The organism is Shewanella sp. SR1 (assembly GCF_020447145.1).
GTDB lineage: Bacteria > Pseudomonadota > Gammaproteobacteria > Enterobacterales > Shewanellaceae > Shewanella > Shewanella baltica.
Genome location: NZ_JAJAEF010000015.1, coordinates 64,250 through 84,825 on the forward strand (window position 1 = coordinate 64,250; position 20,576 = coordinate 84,825).

The window sequence follows — 20,576 nt, forward strand, 5'->3', positions numbered from 1 at the left end:
TATTGGGGCGCTTTTGCTGAAATACTCAGGATTAACTCCCCAACTTGCTAAACATTACTGCTGAAATAAAACAAAATGCAGGCATAAGTGGATTACTTATGCCTTTTTCTTGAGTGTTTCCCCTTTTTAGCTCGATCCTCATCTTTGCTCTTTTGGTGTGTTTAACACCGCAGACTCTGCACTTTTTGCGCTGATCTTTACATTGTCAAATTCAGTGGCTGCTTACCCCTCAATAAACCGTCACTTTTGTGTTTTTATCCGCCATCGTTATACACATTTTAATATATAAAACTATTTTTAATAACCATATAGTTATGTTGTGAGACAATATGGACCTGCTTTGATGGACAAATTGTCCTTTTGGTATTTTTGGGCTTTAACTCCTTAAATAGGTGTTTTTTACATTATTTAAAGTTTTTAATTTCAATATTATTTATTTATTTGGATTTAAGTTTTGTGATTGGTTATTTGCGATCTCGATCTCATGTCATTATTTGTTATCTATTTCCTCTTTAAGGATAATCTTAAATTAAGTGTGGTCTTTAAGTGGGCCCACTCGATCGGTTGCAATTTTCACCACAGCAACCACTAGACTCATAACGACAAGAGTGTGAGAGGACGCAATGAACAGACGCCAGTTTTTTCGACTGTGTGCTGCCGGAGCTGCCACCTCAGCAATTTCTGCGTTGGGATTGATGTCCGAAAAGGCCTATGCGGCCGTTCGGGAATTCAAACTCATTAGCGCGAAAGAAACCCGCAATAACTGCTGCTATTGCTCAGTGGGTTGCGGATTGCTGATGTACAGCAAAGGAAGTAATGGCAAGAATGCCGAACAGAGTATTTTCCATATCGAAGGGGATGCAGACCATCCAGTCAACCGTGGGGCCTTGTGTCCTAAAGGCGCTGGTTTAGTGGACTATGTAAACAGCCCTAATCGGCTTAAATACCCAGAGTACCGTGCGCCAGGCAGCAATGAATGGACGCGTATCAGCTGGAGCGAAGCTTACCAACGCATCGCCCGCCTGATGAAAGATGATCGTGATGCTAACTTAATTGAAAAGAATTCTGCCGGGACGACGGTTAACCGTTGGCTTAGCACTGGGATGATGACCTCGTCGGCGATGCCGAACGAAGGCGGCTATATCACTCAGAAATTTGCACGGGCACTGGGCCTAGTTGCAATCGATACTATTGCGCGTAACTGACACTCTCCAACGGTAGCAAGTCTTGCTCCGACATTTGGACGTGGTGCCATGACCAACCACTGGATCGATATTAAAAATTCTAATTTGATCATTATCATGGGCGGTAATGCTGCAGAGGCTCACCCTGTCGGATTCGGCTGGGTTACAGAAGCGATGCAACATAACAACGCTAAACTTTTGGTGGTCGATCCTCGCTTCACCCGTAGCGCCGCTGTGGCCGATTATTATGCGCCGATCCGTTCGGGCACAGATATCGCCTTCCTGCTCGGGGTGATCCGCTATCTTATTGAAACCAAACAAGTGAACTACGACTATGTGAAGGCTTATACCAATGCCAGTTACATAGTGCGCGAAGACTTCTCTTTTAGTGAAGGTCTGTTCAGTGGTTTCGATGAAGAAACAGATAGCTACGATAAAGAGTCTTGGTACTACGAGTTAGACGAACAGGGTTACGCGAAAGTCGATCCTAGCTTCGAGCATCCACGCTGCGTGTGGAACTTAATGAAGCAACATGTAGATCGCTATGACTTTGAAACAGTAAGCAATATTACCGGTACGCCGATTCCGGACTATGAGATGGTTTGCCAGCAAATTGGCAGCACTCATACCCACGATAGAGCCGCCACTTTTATGTATGCCTTAGGTTGGACTCACCATACTAAAGGGGCGCAGAACATTCGCTCTATGGCTATGGTGCAGTTGCTGCTGGGTAACATTGGGGTGTTGGGCGGTGGCGTTAACGCACTGCGTGGTCACTCTAACGTGCAAGGCGCGACCGATATGGGTTTATTGTGCCAAAGCTTGCCTGGTTACTTGAAGTTACCGAGTGAAAAAGACACTGATCTTAAGACCTATCTCGATCGTTACACGCCTGTCGCCTTGCGTCCAGGTCAAACCAACTATTGGCAGAATTACCCTAAATTCTTTATTTCGCAAATGAAGAGCTTTTGGGGCGATAACGCCACGGTTGAAAATGACTTTGGTTATGACTGGGTGCCTAAGTGGGATAAACAGTACGACTTTACTAAGCACTTAGACATGGCTTTCCACGGTGAAGTGAATGGCTACATTATCCAAGGGGTTAACGCCATTAACTCTATGCCGAACCGCAATAAGGTACTCAAAGCTCTGAGTAATCTTAAGTACATGGTGGTGCTGGATGCCTTGGCAACGGAAACCGCAACCTTCTGGCAAAATGCCGATGGCTTCAACGAGGTGAATCCCGCTGAAATCATGACGGAAGTGTTCCGCTTACCGACGACGTGTTTTGCCGAGGAAGAAGGTTCCATCGTCAACTCTGGACGTTGGATGCAGTGGCATTGGAAGGGCGCGAACCCGCCGGGTGAAGCCAAGCCAGATGCTGAGATTCTCTCCGGTGTCTTAATGGCAATGCGTGAACTGTACAAGCAAGAGGGCGGTAAGTTGCCTGAGCCAGTGCAAGCGATAAGTTGGGATTACCACAATCCTTACTCGCCGCATGCCGAAGAAGTTGCTCGCGAGCTTAACGGTAAGGATCTCGTGACTCAGCGTCAGCTCAGTAGTTTTGCTGAACTCAAAGCCGATGGTAGTACTGCTAGCGCCTGCTGGATTTATGCCGGTTCTTGGACCGAAGAAGGCAACCTGATGGCTCGCCGCGACAACCATGATCCTTCGGGTAAAGGTGTCACTCCGGGCTGGGCATTCGCATGGCCAGCAAACCGTCGTGTGCTGTATAACCGCGCCTCTTGCGATATCAACGGTAAACCTTGGGATCCTAAACGTACTATCGTCGAGTGGGTTGATGGTAAGTGGCATGGTATCGATGTGGGCGACTTCAATATGAAGTTAACCCCACAGGAATCCGCAGGTCCCTTCATCATGCAACCTGAAGGTGTGGGTCGCTTCTTTGCCCTTAAGTTGTTGGCCGAAGGTCCGTTCCCTGAGCACTACGAGCCTATGGAGTCGCCTATTGGGGTGAACCCGTTACACAAGGTCACCAGTAACCCTGCGGTACGTATGCTACCGGGTGTGAAGGAAACCTTAGGTTCCCATAAGGACTTCCCTTATGTGGCAACCACTTACTGTGTGACTGAACACTTTAATTTTTGGTCTACTCATGCCCGTTTGGCAGCGATTTCTATGCCGGAAACCTTCGTCGAAATCGATGAAATGTTGGCGGCAGAAAAAGGTATCGCCAATGGGGATTGGGTCACTGTCAGCTCTAAACGTGGCAGCATTGAAACCAAAGCCTTAGTGACTAAACGTCTGCAGCCGTTAAAGGTGAATGGTCAGTTAGTTCATACCGTCGGGTTACCCCGTCACGGCAGCCATAATGCGCTCACTCGTAAGAGTTACTCCTGTAACGTGCTCACCACGGAAGTGGGGGATGCAAATACACAGGTGCCTGAGTTCAAAGCATTTTTGGTTAACATCACTAAAGCTAAGGGGCTCTGATTATGGCATCACAAGACATTATCCGCCGCTCCGGTACTTCAGCGGTGACGCCTGCGGCAAAGGGGCGTAATTCGTCAGAAAAGGTCGCCAAGCTGTTCGACGCCACTAAGTGTAATGGCTGTAAAGCCTGCCAAGTGGCGTGTTCTGAGTGGAATGATTTACGGGAAGAAGTGGGCACGTTCCAAGGTAGTTATCAAAACCCCATGTCGCTATCGGGCCAATGTTGGACCCTGATGGAGTTCCATGAGGTGATGGAAAGCAACAAGCTGCGTTGGCAATTTACCCACTCGGCCTGTATGCACTGTGCCGACCCTGCCTGCTTAACTGCCTGTTCGACCTCGGGTGCGATTATCCAGCACGCCAATGGTGTGGTGGACTTCGATTCGGACAAGTGTATCGGCTGCGGTTATTGCGCCAGTGCTTGTCCCTTCGATGTGCCCAAAATCGATCCTAAGGACAACAAGGCCTACAAGTGCACTATGTGCTCTGACCGTTTGGCCGTGGGATTGGAACCTTCCTGTGTTAAGTCCTGTACCACAGGGGCGCTGCGTTTTGGCACCCGTGAGGACATGTTGTTTTACTCGCAAAAACGGGTCGAAGAACTGAAGGAAAGGGGCTTTGCTAAGGCAGGACTTTATAACCCTGAGGGCGTAGGTGGTACGGGTATGATGATGATATTGCACGATATCAATCAGCCCGAAAGCTACAACATGCCTGATAACCCGCAGATCCCGCTGTCACTGACTCTGTGGCAAGACTGGGTCAAACCTTTAGGCACTATGGGCATTCTTGCCACTGCCGCTGTCGCTTGTCTGCATAAGATCACCGTCGGTCGCAACATAGTGGAAGAGGACCAGCCGGGTTATCAACCGCCAGAGGAAGAGGCTAAGCAGGAAGAGGAGGGCGACAAATGAGCAAGCATGATAAGCAAGAAATGATAGTGCGTCACAAGCTGTTCGATCGCATCTGTCATTGGTTCATTGTGGCGGTTGGTCTAGTGACCTTTCTCACTGGCTTTTCCTTCTTTTATCCGTCGTTTCAATGGTTGGGGGCGATAGCGGGCACACCGCAATTGGCGAAGTTCATTCATCCCATTGCGGGCTTGATGATGTGCTTACCTTTGATGTTGATGTTGGTGCGTTACTACAAACACAACAAATGGGAAAAGCACGACCTCGCTTGGATGCTCGCCATTAAGGATGTGATGTTCGAGAACGAGGAGAAAATCCCGCCTATCGGCCATTACAACCCTGGGCAAAAGGTATTGTTTCGCGCCTTCGTGCTGACATCTATCACTTTAACGGTGACGGGAATCATCATGTGGCAGCCTTACTTTGCGCCCTATTTCTCAGCCACTGTGGTGGGTTGGGCCATTCTGTTGCACGCCATTTGTGCGCTCATCATGTTGATTTTTGTGATGGTGCATTTCTGGATGGCGACATGGGTGGAAGGGTCGGTTACAGGCATGCTTTACGGCAAAGTCTCTAAGGCTTGGTGCCGCAAACATCACCCTGTGATGTTGGATGAACATTCGGACGTGGAGAAACATTAATGAGTCATACAGCCGAGATACCTCTGGTCCCCGGCAGCGAATCGCCGCTGGAACTAAAACCGTTAAAAGCGGCAGATCCCCAAATTGTGTATCACAGAAGGGTGCATCGTTTGCTGTCATTGGCCAAGGACTCGCCGCTGGCTGACTACTTTGAGCTGTGCCGCCGTCTGGTCTCTATACAGGCCAAATTGGCGGAGGAGGCTGACTTCGGTCAGCTGCTCGCTTGGGGGAAAGATGAGGCGACTCCGCTTTCTCTGTTGGGCTCAGAGGCAGATAGCTATTGGCAAGGACTGCTACAGCAACTGTTAAGTGATTTGTTGCCGCAAGTGGATGAATCCATTGCTCGGGTAGTGCGTTTGCTGATGCAGCAATCTCCCGAGCAGCTGAGTTCGTGGGGGCGTTCACTGCGCCAAGGACATGTCAGTGAAGTACCGGCCCATTTTAGCTTATTCATCTGGGCGGCGATGGGCGTCTACTGGTCGCATTGGGCACCTATGGTCATCAAGCGGATGGATCAACGTAAGGTGGCGCAACAGAGTATGTGTCCCGTTTGTGGATGTCATCCCGTGGCTAGCGTGATTGTCGATCAGCCCCGTGCTGGTTTGCGCTATCTGCATTGCAGTTTGTGTGAAAGCGAGTGGCATTACATTCGCGCCCATTGCACCAGTTGCGGTCAGGACAAAGAGATGACGATTTGGTCGCTAGATAATGCTCAGGCTCAAGTGCGGATCGAAAGCTGCGATGAATGTCATGGCTACACCAAGATGATGTTTGTTGAAATGTCACCTTCTATGGATGTGGCGGCTGACGATCTCGCGACCTTGATGTTAGACAGTGAGCTAAATGCCAAAGGCTTTGGGGCGACAACATTGAACCCACTGCTAATGGCCCACGAAACCACGTAAGCCAAATAGCTTAAGTCAATGCAGGAGGGAGTCGGGTTGCTGATCCCTTCCTGCTTTTTATCCAACAGATGACAATAACTTAAACAAGATGACACAGATGATGACCCAAGCACCCGAAACGCCACAAGCCTTGTACCGCGCTTTGCCCTCAATGGACAGCTTACTGGCGGAGCCTAGCTTTGTGGTATTGCAGCAGTCTTACGGCAAAGTGGCAGTAAAGACGGCGCTGGATAGCCAGTTAAAGGCGGCGCGAAGCTTAATTAGCAGTGAGCGCCGTTTGCCGACATGGTGTGGCGAGCTTGCGCAATTGCACGGATGTTTGGTTGATCAACTGTCTAAAGATTACAGCCACAGCTTAATACCTGTGTGGAATCTTACTGGCACCATACTGCATACCAACCTTGGCCGAGCGCAGCAGTCAGAAGCGGCAATTCGAGCCGTGACTTCTGTTATGCGCTATCCCACACCGCTGGAGTTTGAGCTTGCAGCCGGTGAACGTGGCCATAGGGATAATGCGATCAGCGCCTTGATCCAACGTTTAACCGGTGCCGAGGCTTGTTGTGTTGTGAATAACAATGCCGCTGCGGTTTTGTTGATGCTGTCAGCTGTGACTGCGGGGAAAGAAGTCATAGTCTCCCGTGGTGAACTGGTGGAAATTGGCGGCGCGTTTCGCATCCCTGACATTATGCGCCAAGCGGGCTGCACCTTAGTCGAGGTCGGCAGCACTAATCGGACTCATCTTAAGGATTATGAGCAGGCGATTACTGAAAATACCGCTGCAATAATGAAGGTTCACACTAGTAATTATCATATCAGTGGTTTTACTGCCGCAGTGGAGGAGGCAAGGCTGGGTCAGTTATGTCGTGAACGTGGCATATCACTCATTTCGGATCTTGGTAGTGGCTCACTGACGGACCTGCGCCGCTTTGGCCTAAAACAAGAACCTACGCCCCAAGCCATGCTGGCCGATGGGGTCGATCTAGTGAGTTTTTCCGGCGACAAACTATTGGGTGGCCCTCAGTCTGGTTTGATCGTTGGCAAACAGTCGCTGATTAAGCAGTTACAGAGTCATCCACTAAAGCGCGTCCTGCGTTGCGATAAGCTGATTTTGGCGGCGTTAGAAGCGACATTGATCCACTATCTTAACCCTGAAACCTTAGACATTGAGCTGCCTATTATGGCGAAATTTGCCCGTAGCCAAGAGGTGTTATGGCAGATTGGTCGTCGCTTACAGCAAGCTTTGGTTCCACACTTTGAACCTTGTTATCGCATTGAGTTAGTCGAGTGCCAAACACAGGTCGGCAGTGGCTCTCAGCCCGATACTTTTTTACCTTCAGTGGCGTTGTGTTTTACCGCACAGAATGGCGGCAGTTTAAGCCTATTAGAGCAACATTTTAAGCAGGCGGCACGGCCTATCATCGGTCGCATGAGTAACGATCAACTCAGATTGGATTTACGCGGTCTTGATAGCGAAGCCGAGCTACTCGCCGAGCTGAGCACATTAGGTGTGCAGTTGTGATCATTGTGACTGCGGGTCATGTCGATCATGGCAAGAGTACGCTTATTCGTGCTTTGACTGGGATGAATACCGATCGTCTGCCGGAGGAGAAACGCCGCGGTATGACGATTGATCTCGGCTATGCGTTTATGCCGCTTAGGGATGGTTCGCGCCTCGCTTTTATTGATGTGCCTGGGCATGAAAAATTTATCAACAACATGCTGGTGGGCGTGAGTCATGCTCGCCATGCCTTACTCGTGCTGGCCTGTGATGATGGCGTTATGCCGCAAACCCGCGAACATCTGCAAATCCTAGCGCTCTTACCACTTCACAGTTTGACTTTAGTACTGACTAAGCGGGATCTGGTTGATAGTGATATGGCTGAGCAGCTTGTCGCCGATGGACTCACTTTGCTGGCCGAGTATGGCATTGAGTCCAGTGGTGTTTTTCAGGTGTCAGCGAGTGAAACTGCTGACTTAGCATCGAATAGTGTGGCCGCACTTAAGGCGCATATTCTTGATTTAGCTGAGCAGGAGTCTAAACGAGCTGAGGATGCCAGCAGTTTTAGGATGACGCTCGATCGCGCCTTTAGTGTGAAGGGCGCAGGTTGTGTGGTTACGGGCACAGTGATCAGCGGCAATGTGTGCGTGGGTGATAGTCTTTTTAGCTCAGGGCAAAAGGCCAAGTTGAGAGTACGAGGCATCCATTGTCAGGGACAAGAAGCCCAAAGGGCCGTCACGGGGACACGTGTCGCACTCAATTTAACTGGTGTTGATAACCATAGGTCGCCCGAACGCGGCGATTGGCTGAGCAGCTTGCCTCAAGCTGAGCTCTGTAGCCGCCCTGTGGTGCATATTCGAGTCTTCGATTTATTAGGTATTGAGCCCTTGGTACATTGGCAAAATGTCCACTGTCACCATGGCGCTGATCATACTTTAGGGCGAGTTTCGCTGTTAAATGAAGCTGATGCAGAAGGTTGTTATCTAGCGGAGTTGGTACTCGAAAAGCCGCTACTTTTATGTCAAGACGACCGCATCGTCCTGCGACACATTGGCGGCAAACAGACTTTAGGTGCAGGGCGAGTGTTAGCACTTAAAGTCCCCAATCGTAAGAAGCGTACGCCTGAACGAGTCGCGAGATTACAGCAATTAGCGCGCTTGGATAATCCTGCCCATGTGGTGGCTTTACTCAGCCAAACTCAGGCGCTAGAACTTGCTGAAATTGCGTGGCGTTGGCAATTAACCGACGAAGGGCTCGCTATGCTCTTAGCCCAAGCGGGTTTAGTCCGTCTTGGCGAGTTTGCCGTGGCCACACGTTTACTTGAGCAAGAAAAACAACAGTTTATTACTTTACTGAGCGAGTTCCATCAACAACATCCCGACCAACTTGGGCTGGGGCGTAATCGCCTGCAACGCATAAGCCACAGCGCTTTGCCGCCCGAATTAGCCAATAAAGTGCTCGATACGCTGTGCCAAGCGGGACGCATGGTATTGCGTGGCGCCCTGTTGCAATTGGCCGAGCACAGAATAGTGCTCGATGCTGAGGCGCAGCATTGTTGGCAGGCGCTTGCGCCTTGGCTGGCACAGCAAACTGCCCCCGTATGGGTCACCCAAATGGGCGAATACCTTGCGCTAGAACCTGCCAAATTAAGGCTGTTGTGTTTCCAGCTGGTGCAGCAGGGATTTATTACAGCTGTGGTGAAGGACAGGTATTTGCTCAGCGAACAAATCTGTTACTACGCCAGCTTAGTGCGTACTCATATTGCAGAACACGGCAAGCTTGAAACGGCAGAATTTAAAGACATGGTTGGGCTTGGGCGTAAGGTGAGTATTCAACTGCTTGAGTTCTTTGACAGAAGTGGTTTTACCCGTAGGAAGTATCGCAGTAATAGCCGAGAAGTTCGGGATGCCGAGTTGTTTTTTTCCCATGAGAATTGGCGGAAGAACATAGGAGTCGAACCTACCCAGGACTGCTGGCAGCCCTACCCGGATTTGAAATCCGGACGCCTCACCGGAGACGACGTTCTTCCAATAGAAGACCTAGGGATAGTAGAAAATGCGTAAAGATGATTCAAGGCGATTCTTATTTAGTTTATGGGTTTGTGATACAAGTCTTAAATTGTCATCAAACTAATTGTTTTTATTTGATTTTATAGTTTTAGAGGGGCGCTATGGAATATCATTCACATGAAGTGGTTACTGAAAGAAACGTGGTCCTGTTAGAGCATGGACACGCATCTGAGCTGACTGATTACTTAGCCAATGAAGTACGGGTTGCGCTGGTCTATAACGGCATCGCCCATACCGTTATGTTGGCGAGCCCCCAAGATTTAGAAGCCTTTGCCATAGGTTTTACGCTGTCTGAACGTATCGTTTCTCATATCAATGACATCAAAGGGATTGAACTCGAATTTACCCGTGAAGGCGTGTTGATCCAAGTGGAAATCAACCAACGATGCTTTATGGAACTCAAACAACAAAGGCGCAATATGGCGGGGCGCACGGGTTGTGGACTGTGCGGTGTCGCCCAGCTCGAAGAGGCGGTCAAGCCTGTTATGCGGGTGGACTCAGATGCCAGATTCGACATCAGCCACTTACAAGTCGCACTTGGGCAAATTAAAGACAATCAACAGCATTTTAAGCTGACGGGCGCGACGCATGCTGCCATGGGGCTTAACCATCATGGACAGATCATCGCCGCCTATGAAGATATAGGCAGGCATATCGCACTCGACAAGTTAATTGGCGCCTTTTCCGCTCACAATGTGGAACGTCCAGTGGCCGTATTGCTCACCAGCCGTGCGAGTTTTGAAATGGTGCAAAAGGCCGCCAGTGCAAATATCCAAATTCTGTTTGCTATGTCCGCCGTGACTTCACTGGCGTTGGAATTAGCAGAGAAAAGCAATATCACGCTTATCGGTTTTTGCCGCAATGGCAGGGCAACGCTTTACACCCACGGTTATCGACTGTTGGGACAGCACTGCGCTAGCTTAGCCAAAGCCATTTAAGCGTGAGGCCACTTAAGATTGGCGTTGTATATAACAACCTCAATCGCTGTGGCATAAAGGTTATAAGCGCATTGTGCTTATTTTTTTATAGTCTCGTTCATTAGGGTAATGACATGACATGGCAACAATTTAAACAAGAATACTTAGTTCGTTTTTGGGCTCCTATGCCAGCTGTGATCGCTGCGGGTATCCTTTCTACTTACTATTTTGGTCTGACTGGAACCTTCTGGGCCGTTACTGGGGAATTCACTCGTTGGGGCGGGCACTTGATGCAGCTTTTTGGCGCAGAGCCTGAAACCTGGGGATATTTCAAAGTGATAGGTCTGCAGGGGTCTCCTTTAGATCGTATCGACGGCATGATGATTATCGGTATGTTTGGTGGTTGTATTGCTGCTGCGCTCTGGGCCAATAACGTCAAACTGCGTATGCCACAGAGCCGTATCCGTATTGCTCAGGCGCTGATCGGCGGCATTATTGCTGGCTTTGGTGCCCGCTTGGCTATGGGCTGTAACTTAGCGGCCTTCTTCACGGGTATTCCGCAGTTCTCTTTGCATGCTTGGTTCTTTGCTCTGGCGACCGCTGCGGGCTCTTACTTTGGTGCAAGATTTACCTTACTGCCTATGTTCCGTATTCCGGTTAAGCTGAAGAAGGTAAATAAAGCGACTTCGATTAAGCAGGATGAAAATCAGGCTCGACGTCGTTTCCGCATCGGTATGTTAGTGTTTGTCGGCATCGTCGGTTGGGGCTTATTGACTATGTTCAATGCGCCTAAACTCGGCATAGCTATGCTTTGCGGAGTCGGATTTGGTCTGTTAATTGAACGGGCGCAAATCTGCTTTACCTCAGCGTTCCGCGATATGTGGATTACTGGCCGTACTCATATGGCGAAGGCCATTATCTTAGGTATGGCGGTCAGTGCGATAGGCATTTACAGCTATGTGCAACTGGGTGTGCCACCTAAAATTATGTGGGCTGGTCCTAATGCGGTGATCGGTGGCTTGCTGTTTGGTTTTGGTATTGTGCTGGCTGGTGGTTGTGAAACGGGCTGGATGTACCGTGCAGTTGAAGGCCAAGTGCATTTCTGGTGGGTCGGTTTAGGCAATGTGTTAGGTTCGACTTTACTGGCGTATTACTGGGATGACCTAGCTCAACCCTTAGCGACTAACTGGGACAAAGTGAATTTATTGACCAGCTTTGGTGATCGAGGCGGCTTATTGCTGACCTATGTGCTGCTGGGACTTTCCTTTGGCGCTATGTTGCTATGGGAAAAACGTTTCTTTGCTCGTAAGGCGAAGCGTGATGAACAATTGCTAGCGGAGGCGGCGTAATGAATCAATATGTTCCAGATTATCAACTCGATATGGTCGGTGAACCTTGCCCTTATCCTGCAGTGGCCACCCTTGAAGCTATGCCTAAGTTAAAGCCCGGTGAAATCCTCGAGGTGATCAGTGACTGTCCGCAGTCCATCAACAATATTCCCCTCGACGCTAAAAATCATGGTTATAAAGTGTTGGAAATTGAGCAGAATGGACCAACGATCCGTTATCTGATCCAGCGTTAGTGACTGATTTTCGCTAAGGCGTAAAACTGAAAAAGGCACAAACTTATGTTTGTGCCTTTTTACTATTTCCTTTGGAAATACAATTAACTTCCTCAGGAAAAGCTTCTTTCAGTTGATATCTAACCGAGTTAACGCAGGCTTAGCCTTGGCAATCTAGCGGCAGATATTCGTCGGGAATGTCGCTACTGCTACACACCCAAGTGATATTGCTTTGCTCGTCGACTTGTGGCGATAGATAGACTTCGTAGCCTTGATAATCACCGAGCGCTTCGCCTCCAACAAATCCGACTATGCCATCGGAATAGAGATTGAAGGTCGACAACTGCTCGTCGGTAAACCCGAGCACTTCTAACTCAGTTGGCCAAGCTTTATTACCTTGGTAGTAATGTGTTAGTACTTCCGTTATCGGAGCTAATGACTGATGCAACTGGTCAATATGTTCAATGGCGAGTGCGGCATCGGGGACTGTGGCAGGCCCTGTGTTCATTTGCGGCGCCATGATAACTGGATCGGTATAACTGCTGGCTGCACTCATCTTTTCTTGATATTGCTTGTATGCTGGCAACGCAACTGCGGCGGCAACACCAATAATCGCAGCAAAAATAATGAGTCCACCGCCTGCTGTGCCCATGCGTGGCATAAAGAGGCTAAATACAAATGCCCACGCACTGCGTGATGGCGGCGTGTATTCAGTTCCCTGCGCTTTGGCGTCTACTCTTGCCATACGCTTAGTCAGCCAAGGATAGCTGCCGTTAAGCTCGTGCAGTGACATCCAAAAACCACTCGATTCGCGAGCTTGGCGGATATATTGATCTACATTCATACGTTTCCATTGCTCTACGCCAGCGGCTAAAACGGCAACGGCATTGGTGGCAGAGCGTAAGCTGTTGCAGCAACGTAACCCGTGGAGATCACAGGTATATTCGCAGGCGCGAGAATAAGCCGCGCCCACTAAAGGCAACCAAGTGGCGAAGACTAAAAAGGGTGCTTTGCCAATATGATTGCGGCGAATATGGCCTAATTCGTGGCCGATATAGAAGTTAAGTGCATCTTTATCGGACTCAAGCGCATCCACAATCGATGAAAACAACACGATATAGTTACGGCCGAGGAAGCGGGTCGCCAGCGCGTTGAGCATGCCATCGGCGGCCAATAAGTAAGCCCGTGGTGGCTCTTTCATTTCTAAACGATCGCAGCATGCTAAATATTGTTTATGTAATTCAGGGAATTGCTCTGCATTGATTTCGACAGCTGTACCTTTTAGGTAGCTGATAAAAGCGGAGTGGCTGAAAAGATAAATAATGAAAAACATCAACACATAGAGCAGGGCCATGCCCAAAGTGCCTATGATCAATGCAGCCCAAACGATTCCAGAGATAATCGCTAACAGAGTGAACAGCGATTTTTCCTTCGAATAGACAATTTCTGTCATTTGAATCGGATTATCGTTCCCTGCGGTTGGGGTAATAACTTGTTCCATGTTGATCCTTTTCCTAGTGAAGTGACAAGCGGCGTGAAAATAGTCAATTTCGCTCGAAAATTCAACCACTATCACGCGTAATGCCAAAATTAGCCCTTTTGCGATTCGGTTAAATTAGCATTAAGCGCAACTGACGTAGGAAGCTTGCGTCAGGATCTTGTGGCTTTTTTGCCTGTTGGCAAATGCGCTGGCTGTTTTCCAAGGGCGGTTAAGGTGCCTTTATCGCAGCGCCCGCTTTAATGGCTGCTTGAGCGAGGCTGACAATTTGCTTCTCTGCGGTATTGGAAAGGCTTTCATGAACTTTGCCTAGCTCATTCATTTGTTGATCCAGCAAGTCCATCGATGCGCTCAGGCTGTCGATCTCCGCCTGTATCTTAGGATCTTCATTCTCGGTCGCAACATTGAGTAAAAGTTGCTGAGTTTGGCTGTTGATCGCGTTGCCTTTTTGCTGCAGCTGTTCACCTATTGCCTGCATTTTTTCTCCCTGTTGTTGCATAGGCATGATGGCGGTTTTGATTTGCGCCACTATGGCGGGATCTGTGATCACGTAAGGCGTTCCTGCGGTTTTCACCCACAGATAATCGGCATGATAAGGATTGCCTTGGCGTTCAAGTTGCTCCCAATCGTCACTGTGACCAGCGCCGATAGTCATTTCGCCATCTTGCTGAACATAAATCCATGAGAAATCTGGCTGACTTTGGCTGAGCACTGATTGGCTGATGACTGATATGCCTCCATCGGCACTGTTGCTCGTTGTTTGGCCCTTTGTTTGGGTCGCCCAAATGGCGGTTGGGATCAGAGCGAGAATAAACAGACCGCCCATCAGTTTAGAGTGCGTATTCATAGTGCTTCCTTGTATGGCTGTGTGGATCGGCGGGTTATGCCAGAGTTGCATTAGTCTGCCACAGCAGAATCTGTGCCATAAAAATTTAATCTTCATTATCAATGTAATAATTGTTTAAGTGTCCGTGCACTGTTGCCGAGAAGGCGTAAGAGTGTCCGCTAATGTGTCCGATCAGGTTGGTGGACACGAGCTGGTTATGTAGGGATAAGCCAAAGGCTTTTTCTCACTGAGTCGTTTTTACGCTCGCTCGTCAATGCTTGTTCAACCCAGTGGCAGTTGCACTAGGTATTAAGGTCGTAATGAAAGCTTTTGGGGGTATCAAGGCGAAGCAAAAGTGATTTGGGGCTACGAAGCGCCAGAAATGACCTGTAAACTAATGACCAAATAGTGTTAATTGAAGGTCGCCATGAAACAAGCTCTTGTGCATATCGCCTTGGTCGTAAGAGATTACGACGAGGCGATTGATTTTTATGTGAATAAATTAAAATTTGAACTGGTTGAAGACACTTATCAAGCCGATCAAGATAAGCGCTGGGTCGTCGTTGCCCCTCCGGGTTCTAAGGGCGCGTCTATTTTGTTAGCGCGGGCTTCTAAGCCAGAGCAGTTCGATTTTATTGGTAATCAGGCGGGTGGGCGGGTGTTCTTATTCTTGAATACCGATGATTTTTGGCGTGATTATCGCCGTATGGTCGCCGATGGGGTCGAGTTTGCGCGCGAGCCGCAAGAACAAGACTACGGCACAGTCGCCGTGTTTAAAGATCTCTACGGCAACTTATGGGATTTACTGCAATTGAATCCGAATCATGTCATGGCTAAGCGTATGAGTTAAGATTCAGTATTTCGTATGAATTACCGTGCAAGTTATTTAATGGGGTCAAATGCTGAGAATACTCTTTGTCTATGACCTCTGTTAAATTCATCGACAATTCTCAGTTATTGATTATTTTTAGTGGGGATTTACTGTAAATTTCAATTTATCCGTTGTGGAACGGATAGGTTTTATAATGGATTGTTCAATGCCATTATGTTTTTATTTAAAACTCAATGCCTATCGGATAAATTACTCTTTTGTTTTTATCATTACCCATTCACTTTTTACGTACTTTAGTATTTAACTCACATTTAAATTAATTAACGTCAGCTTTTGTTGACAGTTTTATTCTTCACTTATTTGCATAGGCGATTATTGTCACTTAGCTTATTTAATGTTCTTTAGCTATAAATCTATAGCTATAAAATTAGTCGTGAATATCATTACGTCTAAAGCAAGCTGGCGTTTAAAAATAATATTTAATCTGAGTAACTTACTAAAGGAATTTGATAAGTATGAATATTTTTAAAATACGTAGTGCGGCATTATGGATAGGCCGCGCGTTAAGTGTCTCTGCGATAATAGCGTTACCATCGATGGCATCTGACATGCCAACTAGTCAGTATCATATTGATTCAGATGAAATAAAAATGGTAGATATGCCTAGTGTGTTACTGCCATTTAATAATCTGATGTTTTTATATGGCGTAGATGCATCGCAGTTTGATTTAGCTGACTTTATTTACGTTAATGCCCCTGACTTAATTGATAAAGAAGAGGCGATTACGCATTGGGCTGGATATTATAGTATTAACCCCAAAGTCATACTGACTTTGATGGAAATGCAATCTCAGTTAATTTCGTCTCCGACAGAGGAAGCGCTTAACCGACCTTTGGGAGCCTTATCGGATAAGCAGGGCTTCGAGGAACAACTTCAAGATGTATTGGCTCAGCTATCACAACGTTTTTATGCCTATGAAGAGTCTCAATTAAAGGGCCTATACCCGCCAAGTACCGACGCAGTTAATGCATCGAGTTTCGCATTATTGGCTTTGTTAAACGGTCGTAGGATAGAGCAGCATGCCGTTATGTCGGGTGAGCACGCTTTGGGATTGGACCCATTTATTGAGCAGTTTAGATTATTATTTGGCAATACTGACCGTGAGTTGTTAATGAGTTCCGCTGCTCAAAATCCGCCAGTAGCTGATTCGACTCAGTCGATGCAACAAGTCGTCCCATTGGCGAATATCACCGCGAGCAGTCTGCCACCCAGTAACATGCTGCAAATGCCTTGGCGACAGGGCTATTCATGGCAATCCAATGGTGCCCATTCGCATACTGGGTCTGGCTATCCGCTATCATCAATCGATGTCTCCTACGATTGGCCGCAATGGGGCAGTCCGACGTATTCGGTTGCTTCCGCACATGGCGGGACTGTCAATGTGTTGTCTCGCTGCCAAGTACGGGTGACAAATGCTAATGGTTGGGCGACTAACTATTATCATATGGATCAAATTACAGTGCGTAATGGTCAATATGTAAACCAAAATACCGTGATGGGCATTTATGCAAATAATAAAAATGCAGCCTTGTGTGAAGGTGGGAGTTCAACTGGGCCCCATTTGCATTTTTCTTTATTAAAGGATGGCCGCCATGTGTCGTTGCAGGATGTACATTTGGGGCAATATAGAGTCAACATTGGTAGTTACAACTATGACAGTAACTGTAGTCGTTTCAATCTGTTTGATGTAAGTAACAATCGTACAATGTGCGCTTGGGCGCCGCTGTATAATGCGGGAAGTCTCTAATCAATGATAGAAAGCCCCTCAATCGAGGGGCTGATATTATGCGGGGACACCGTTGATCGATAAGCTAGCTAGACCCTCAAATTATTTGGATATCCCCCCAGTTTTAATTACAACTAACGTGAGTTAATTTCGGTGATCTTGAGGTTGATTAACTGCTTCTGCCATTGAGCTTTATCTATGCCTTCGACCCAAATCACGCTGCTTTTGCGCTGCTCGCCCTTGCGCAGATAGGTTTCAGGCATGCGGAAAATGGCTTCCCATACTTCGAGTTTTTCGGTTTTGAGCAAAGTGCCATTATCGGCGAAGAAGCTGGCTTCCACTTCGACTAAGGTCACGTGTTCATTGCTGGTACTGGCAAGATCGAAACTGAGTCCAAGTTTATCGCCTTTCCATTGACCTTCGGCAAAGCTGACTTTGATGCCGTCTTTGGCGGTCGAGCCTAATAATTCAGGCTGGGCAATCGCAGTGGCAGTCAAGGTGGTAATAGGCGCAGCCACAGTTTGAGTGGCGAGAGCAACACTTGGGACGCTGGCAATATTGCTTGAGGTGCTCACTGCCGTCGCTGCTAAGGCATTGGGCGCAGCTTTGGTTTCTGTGATCACATATTCCCAGGTAAAGTCGTCTTTGAGTCTGACTTGGGCGCCATTTTCTAGGGTGATTTGAGCTACGTCGGCGGCCATAACCGATGATGTTAGCAATAACAATGAGCTAAGTGCGCTAAGGCGTAATGAAGTTTGCATTAATTTTCTGGCTCCGATATCCGTCTGAGTCAATATTCTGCCCTAACATAAACAATTTGCCGCATATTAGTCACTGTCTAAGTCGTGTTTTGACGAATAAAGTGGATTTAGCTGGAAGATACTGACTCGAATACAGATTGAGTTCACTGAGTGTGGCACTATATTGATAGCGCGGTGACAGGACACAGTCAGATAGCGGCAATGATCAATGAATTAAGCGTGAGGAGATTAATATGCAGATTAAACATGGAATTTATGGCGTCGTTATTAGCTTGGCATTGAGCGCGACAGCATGGGCCGATGAAACCCCTAAAGTGGGCTGCGCGGCGAAGTTAGAAGCCATCAGTGCCGAACTTGCCCAAGCGAAAGCGGCGGGCAATAAGCATAAAGTTGACGGGCTCGAAAAGGCCTATTACGAAGTCTCAACCCATTGTGATGACGACAGCTTATATGCCGAGCGCGTTGCCAAAGTTTCGGCCTTAGAAGAAAAACTGACTGAGCGCCAAAACGAGTTGGCTAAAGCCATAGAAGAAGGTCGTTCTATGGATAAAATCAATAAGAAACGCAATAAGGTTGCCGAAGCGGAATTGGAGCTTGCTAAGGCGCGAGCCGAGCTAACCCAATAAATCGCTCAAGCCCAGTCGCTAGGAGCTTAGCCCGCGTAACCTATGCTCAAAACTGTGGATTCTGTACTGGAGTTATAGCCCGCGCTCAGGATGAAATGTTCTGTAATGCGGTATCTTAGCCCTGCTTCTGCGCCCCAACGGGTGGTTTTATCTTCTTCCCATGTGGGTTTGCCATCGACAATTTTGGGTGAAATGTTATTCGTGTAAGACACAGTGCTGATATAGCCGCTGCCGCCCGCATAAAAGCTTAAGTCGGCAGTGAGGCTGTAGCTTAACCCTAAGCGAAAGAGGCTTTCTTGGCGATATGACAGCGCGGGTTCTGGCACTATTACATCGGTTTCTCGGCTGCGGGCATAGCCTAGGTAATAGCCCCATTGCTGGTAATTATTATCGAAATGATAGGGTGCTAATGTAATGCCGTAGAGATTGTCTGCGGCGGGAACATAATCCAGCATGAGGGCGATATAAGAAGGATTGGCGGTTTTCTCTGATTTATCTGACATCACCAATGGCTTCGAAGTGCTATATTCGGCAGCTTGAAGTGGTTGGCTTAGGCTCAATAGTCCAAAGCTAAGACAGGCTAGCGTAGATGAATAACGACTCATGGGATGATTTCCTTGGGAACAGGTTGAAGATTGTTCATTTTCCTTTGTGCTCGGTCAATTCAAAATGCTAAAATCTCTTTTAAAATAAGTGTTTGTAAATTTATTGTGTTTGGATATCAGTATTTTCTAGGGTGACATTAACCGAGGTCAACTCGGCGGTTACCTTTGTATGGGTTTGTTGCGCTAGCGCCTACGTTGGAGTGGAATTGTGGATCAGGAAATAAGGCTCGAAATTTCGGCATGGCTAGCGGGCTTTGGGATTGATAGCCAACCCTCGGACGGCATATCAACCAGCATCATGATCATTGCCTGCTTACTGCTCGCGGGCATTGCTTATTTCATTGTTCGACGCGTGGTCATACGTGCGGTCAACATGGTGATCCTGCGCTCCAAAGTTACCTGGGACGACGTGTTCATGCGTTACAAGGTGCTCGAAAAGCTGGCCATGCTAGTGCCTGCAATCGTGCTCAATCTATTAGTGCCTATCGCCTTAACCGAACATCAAATCTTAAGTAATTTAGTCGATCGGCTGCTGAGTATTTGGCTGGTGGCGCTGATGATCCGCGCTATTTATGCGGGTTTAGATGCGGTCGATGAAATTTCAGATGTGAATCTGGTGAGCCGGCGTTTACCCGTTAAAAGCTTTGTGCAGTTAACTAAGCTGTTTTTATTCTTTGTCGGTATTATCGTTTCTATCTCCATCTTGGCCGATCAGTCGCCTGTGTACTTCCTCAGCGGCTTAGGTGTGGCGACGGGTTTTGTAATGTTAGTGTTCCGCGACACTATCTTAGGTTTCGTGGCGGGCATTCAGTTAGCGGCTAACCGTATGGTGAGCAAGGGCGACTGGATCCAGATGGACAAATACGGCGCCGACGGTGCGGTAGAAGAAGTCTCGCTGACCACGGTCAAAGTGCGCAACTGGGACAAAACCATCACTATGATCCCAGCCTATGCCTTAGTGTCGGATGCGTTTCGCAACTGGCGGGGTATGTCTGAGTCGGGTGGTCGTAGGATCAAACGCGCCATCAATATCGATATCAACAGCATTAAGTTTTTGAGCGAGGAAGAGCGCGAGCGTCTGAGTAAGATCAATTGCTTAAAAGAATATTTCCCCGCCAAAATCAACGAAATCCGTGAGTCGAACGCCAGAGTGTCTGACCTCGACATGAAAGTGAACGGTCGCCATTTGACCAACGTCGGTACCTTCCGTGCTTACCTGCAGGAATACCTACAGCGTCACGATAAAATCCATAAGGAAATGACCTTAATGGTGCGCCAATTAGCGCCGACCACTGAGGGATTGCCGATCGAGGTTTATATCTTCACCAACGATACTCGCTGGGCATTTTATGAAGCGATACAAGCGGATATCTTCGACCATATTTTTGCGATATTGCCTGAGTTTGGTCTGCAGGCATTCCAAGCGCCAACGGGCAACGATATTCGTAGCTTAAAGTCGGTTAAGGTTGACTAGTGTTAATGACTGTCGACGATTATTGAT

At 47.9% G+C, this 20,576-nt stretch carries 16 protein-coding genes, 1 tRNA gene and 2 pseudogenes; 14 read left to right on the plus strand and 5 right to left on the minus strand.

Going from position 1 to position 20,576, the window contains the following annotated elements:
* The first annotated feature begins 623 nt into the window (after positions 1-623).
* The 6 genes and pseudogenes from fdnG to selB all read left to right on the plus strand — a co-directional run.
* The gene (fdnG, locus tag KV201_RS14635) at positions 624-3,638 is read left to right on the plus strand and encodes a formate dehydrogenase-N subunit alpha (protein ID WP_226059766.1); all 3,015 of its coding nucleotides are present in this window, start codon (positions 624-626) and stop codon (positions 3,636-3,638) included.
* Between the two features lie 2 nt (positions 3,639-3,640).
* A complete protein-coding gene (gene fdxH / locus KV201_RS14640) occupies positions 3,641-4,552 on the plus strand; it encodes a formate dehydrogenase subunit beta (RefSeq protein ID WP_011982053.1) in 912 nt (303 codons plus the stop codon).
* The gene (locus tag KV201_RS14645; protein WP_011982054.1) at positions 4,549-5,190 is read left to right on the plus strand and encodes a formate dehydrogenase subunit gamma; all 642 of its coding nucleotides are present in this window, start codon (positions 4,549-4,551) and stop codon (positions 5,188-5,190) included. Before fdxH ends, KV201_RS14645 begins: the two co-directional genes overlap by 4 nt.
* Positions 5,190-6,095 carry a formate dehydrogenase accessory protein FdhE gene (gene fdhE / locus KV201_RS14650; RefSeq protein ID WP_226059767.1) on the plus strand — a complete coding sequence of 302 codons (906 nt, stop codon included), beginning with the start codon at positions 5,190-5,192 and terminating at the stop codon, positions 6,093-6,095. The genes KV201_RS14645 and fdhE overlap by 1 nt, the downstream gene beginning before the upstream one ends.
* A 97-nt stretch (positions 6,096-6,192) precedes the next feature.
* Positions 6,193-7,614 carry an L-seryl-tRNA(Sec) selenium transferase gene (gene selA, locus KV201_RS14655; RefSeq protein ID WP_226059768.1) on the plus strand — a complete coding sequence of 474 codons (1,422 nt, stop codon included), beginning with the start codon at positions 6,193-6,195 and terminating at the stop codon, positions 7,612-7,614.
* Between the two features lie 5 nt (positions 7,615-7,619).
* Positions 7,620-9,458 (plus strand): annotated as a pseudogene (gene selB, locus KV201_RS22640) (selenocysteine-specific translation elongation factor); the annotation flags it as partial.
* A gap of 69 nt (positions 9,459-9,527) precedes the next feature.
* Here selB and KV201_RS14665 read toward each other — a convergent pair.
* Positions 9,528-9,622, minus strand: a tRNA-Sec gene (locus KV201_RS14665).
* Positions 9,623-9,763: 141 nt separating this feature from the next.
* Here KV201_RS14665 and fdhD point away from each other — a divergent pair.
* From fdhD to yedF, 3 genes are all read left to right on the plus strand, one after another.
* Positions 9,764-10,600 (plus strand): formate dehydrogenase accessory sulfurtransferase FdhD, encoded by an 837-nt coding sequence (gene fdhD / locus KV201_RS14670; protein ID WP_226059769.1) that lies wholly within the window; start codon positions 9,764-9,766, stop codon positions 10,598-10,600.
* 113 nt (positions 10,601-10,713) lie between these two features.
* On the plus strand, positions 10,714-11,928 hold the full coding sequence (gene yedE, locus KV201_RS14675) for a selenium metabolism membrane protein YedE/FdhT (protein ID WP_006084881.1): 1,215 nt from the start codon (positions 10,714-10,716) through the stop codon (positions 11,926-11,928).
* A complete protein-coding gene (gene yedF / locus KV201_RS14680) occupies positions 11,928-12,161 on the plus strand; it encodes a sulfurtransferase-like selenium metabolism protein YedF (RefSeq protein WP_006084883.1) in 234 nt (77 codons plus the stop codon). Before yedE ends, yedF begins: the two co-directional genes overlap by 1 nt.
* Before the next feature lie 139 nt (positions 12,162-12,300).
* Here the strand turns inward: yedF and KV201_RS14685 are convergent, their stop codons facing one another.
* Both KV201_RS14685 and KV201_RS14690 read right to left on the minus strand, forming a co-directional pair.
* The gene (locus KV201_RS14685; RefSeq protein WP_226059770.1) at positions 12,301-13,641 is read right to left on the minus strand and encodes a M48 family metallopeptidase; all 1,341 of its coding nucleotides are present in this window, start codon (positions 13,639-13,641) and stop codon (positions 12,301-12,303) included.
* Between the two features lie 208 nt (positions 13,642-13,849).
* On the minus strand, positions 13,850-14,485 hold the full coding sequence (locus KV201_RS14690; protein ID WP_226059771.1) for a hypothetical protein: 636 nt from the start codon (positions 14,483-14,485) through the stop codon (positions 13,850-13,852).
* Between the two features lie 241 nt (positions 14,486-14,726).
* Here KV201_RS14690 and KV201_RS22645 point away from each other — a divergent pair.
* From KV201_RS22645 to KV201_RS14705, 3 genes and pseudogenes are all read left to right on the plus strand, one after another.
* Positions 14,727-14,873: pseudogene (locus tag KV201_RS22645) on the plus strand (MliC family protein); the annotation flags it as partial.
* 18 nt (positions 14,874-14,891) lie between these two features.
* Entirely contained in the window at positions 14,892-15,314 is a 423-nt protein-coding gene (locus KV201_RS14700; RefSeq protein ID WP_226059772.1) for a VOC family protein, read from the plus strand.
* Between the two features lie 497 nt (positions 15,315-15,811).
* A complete protein-coding gene (locus KV201_RS14705) occupies positions 15,812-17,104 on the plus strand; it encodes a M23 family metallopeptidase (protein WP_226059773.1) in 1,293 nt (430 codons plus the stop codon).
* Between the two features lie 113 nt (positions 17,105-17,217).
* On the opposite strand, the gene KV201_RS14710 is transcribed toward KV201_RS14705, so the two are convergent.
* Positions 17,218-17,844 carry a DUF3157 family protein gene (locus tag KV201_RS14710; RefSeq protein ID WP_006084892.1) on the minus strand — a complete coding sequence of 209 codons (627 nt, stop codon included), beginning with the start codon at positions 17,842-17,844 and terminating at the stop codon, positions 17,218-17,220.
* 233 nt (positions 17,845-18,077) lie between these two features.
* Here KV201_RS14710 and KV201_RS14715 point away from each other — a divergent pair, with 233 nt between their 5' ends.
* Positions 18,078-18,470 (plus strand): DUF1090 domain-containing protein, encoded by a 393-nt coding sequence (locus tag KV201_RS14715; RefSeq protein ID WP_226059774.1) that lies wholly within the window; start codon positions 18,078-18,080, stop codon positions 18,468-18,470.
* A 26-nt stretch (positions 18,471-18,496) separates the two neighbouring features.
* On the opposite strand, the gene KV201_RS14720 is transcribed toward KV201_RS14715, so the two are convergent.
* Positions 18,497-19,075, minus strand: coding sequence for a TonB-dependent receptor (locus KV201_RS14720; protein ID WP_226059775.1), 579 nt, complete (start codon positions 19,073-19,075; stop codon positions 18,497-18,499).
* Between the two features lie 208 nt (positions 19,076-19,283).
* Between KV201_RS14720 and KV201_RS14725 the strand changes: the two genes are divergently transcribed.
* A complete protein-coding gene (locus tag KV201_RS14725; protein ID WP_226059776.1) occupies positions 19,284-20,549 on the plus strand; it encodes a mechanosensitive ion channel family protein in 1,266 nt (421 codons plus the stop codon).
* The last annotated feature ends 27 nt before the right edge of the window (positions 20,550-20,576 follow it).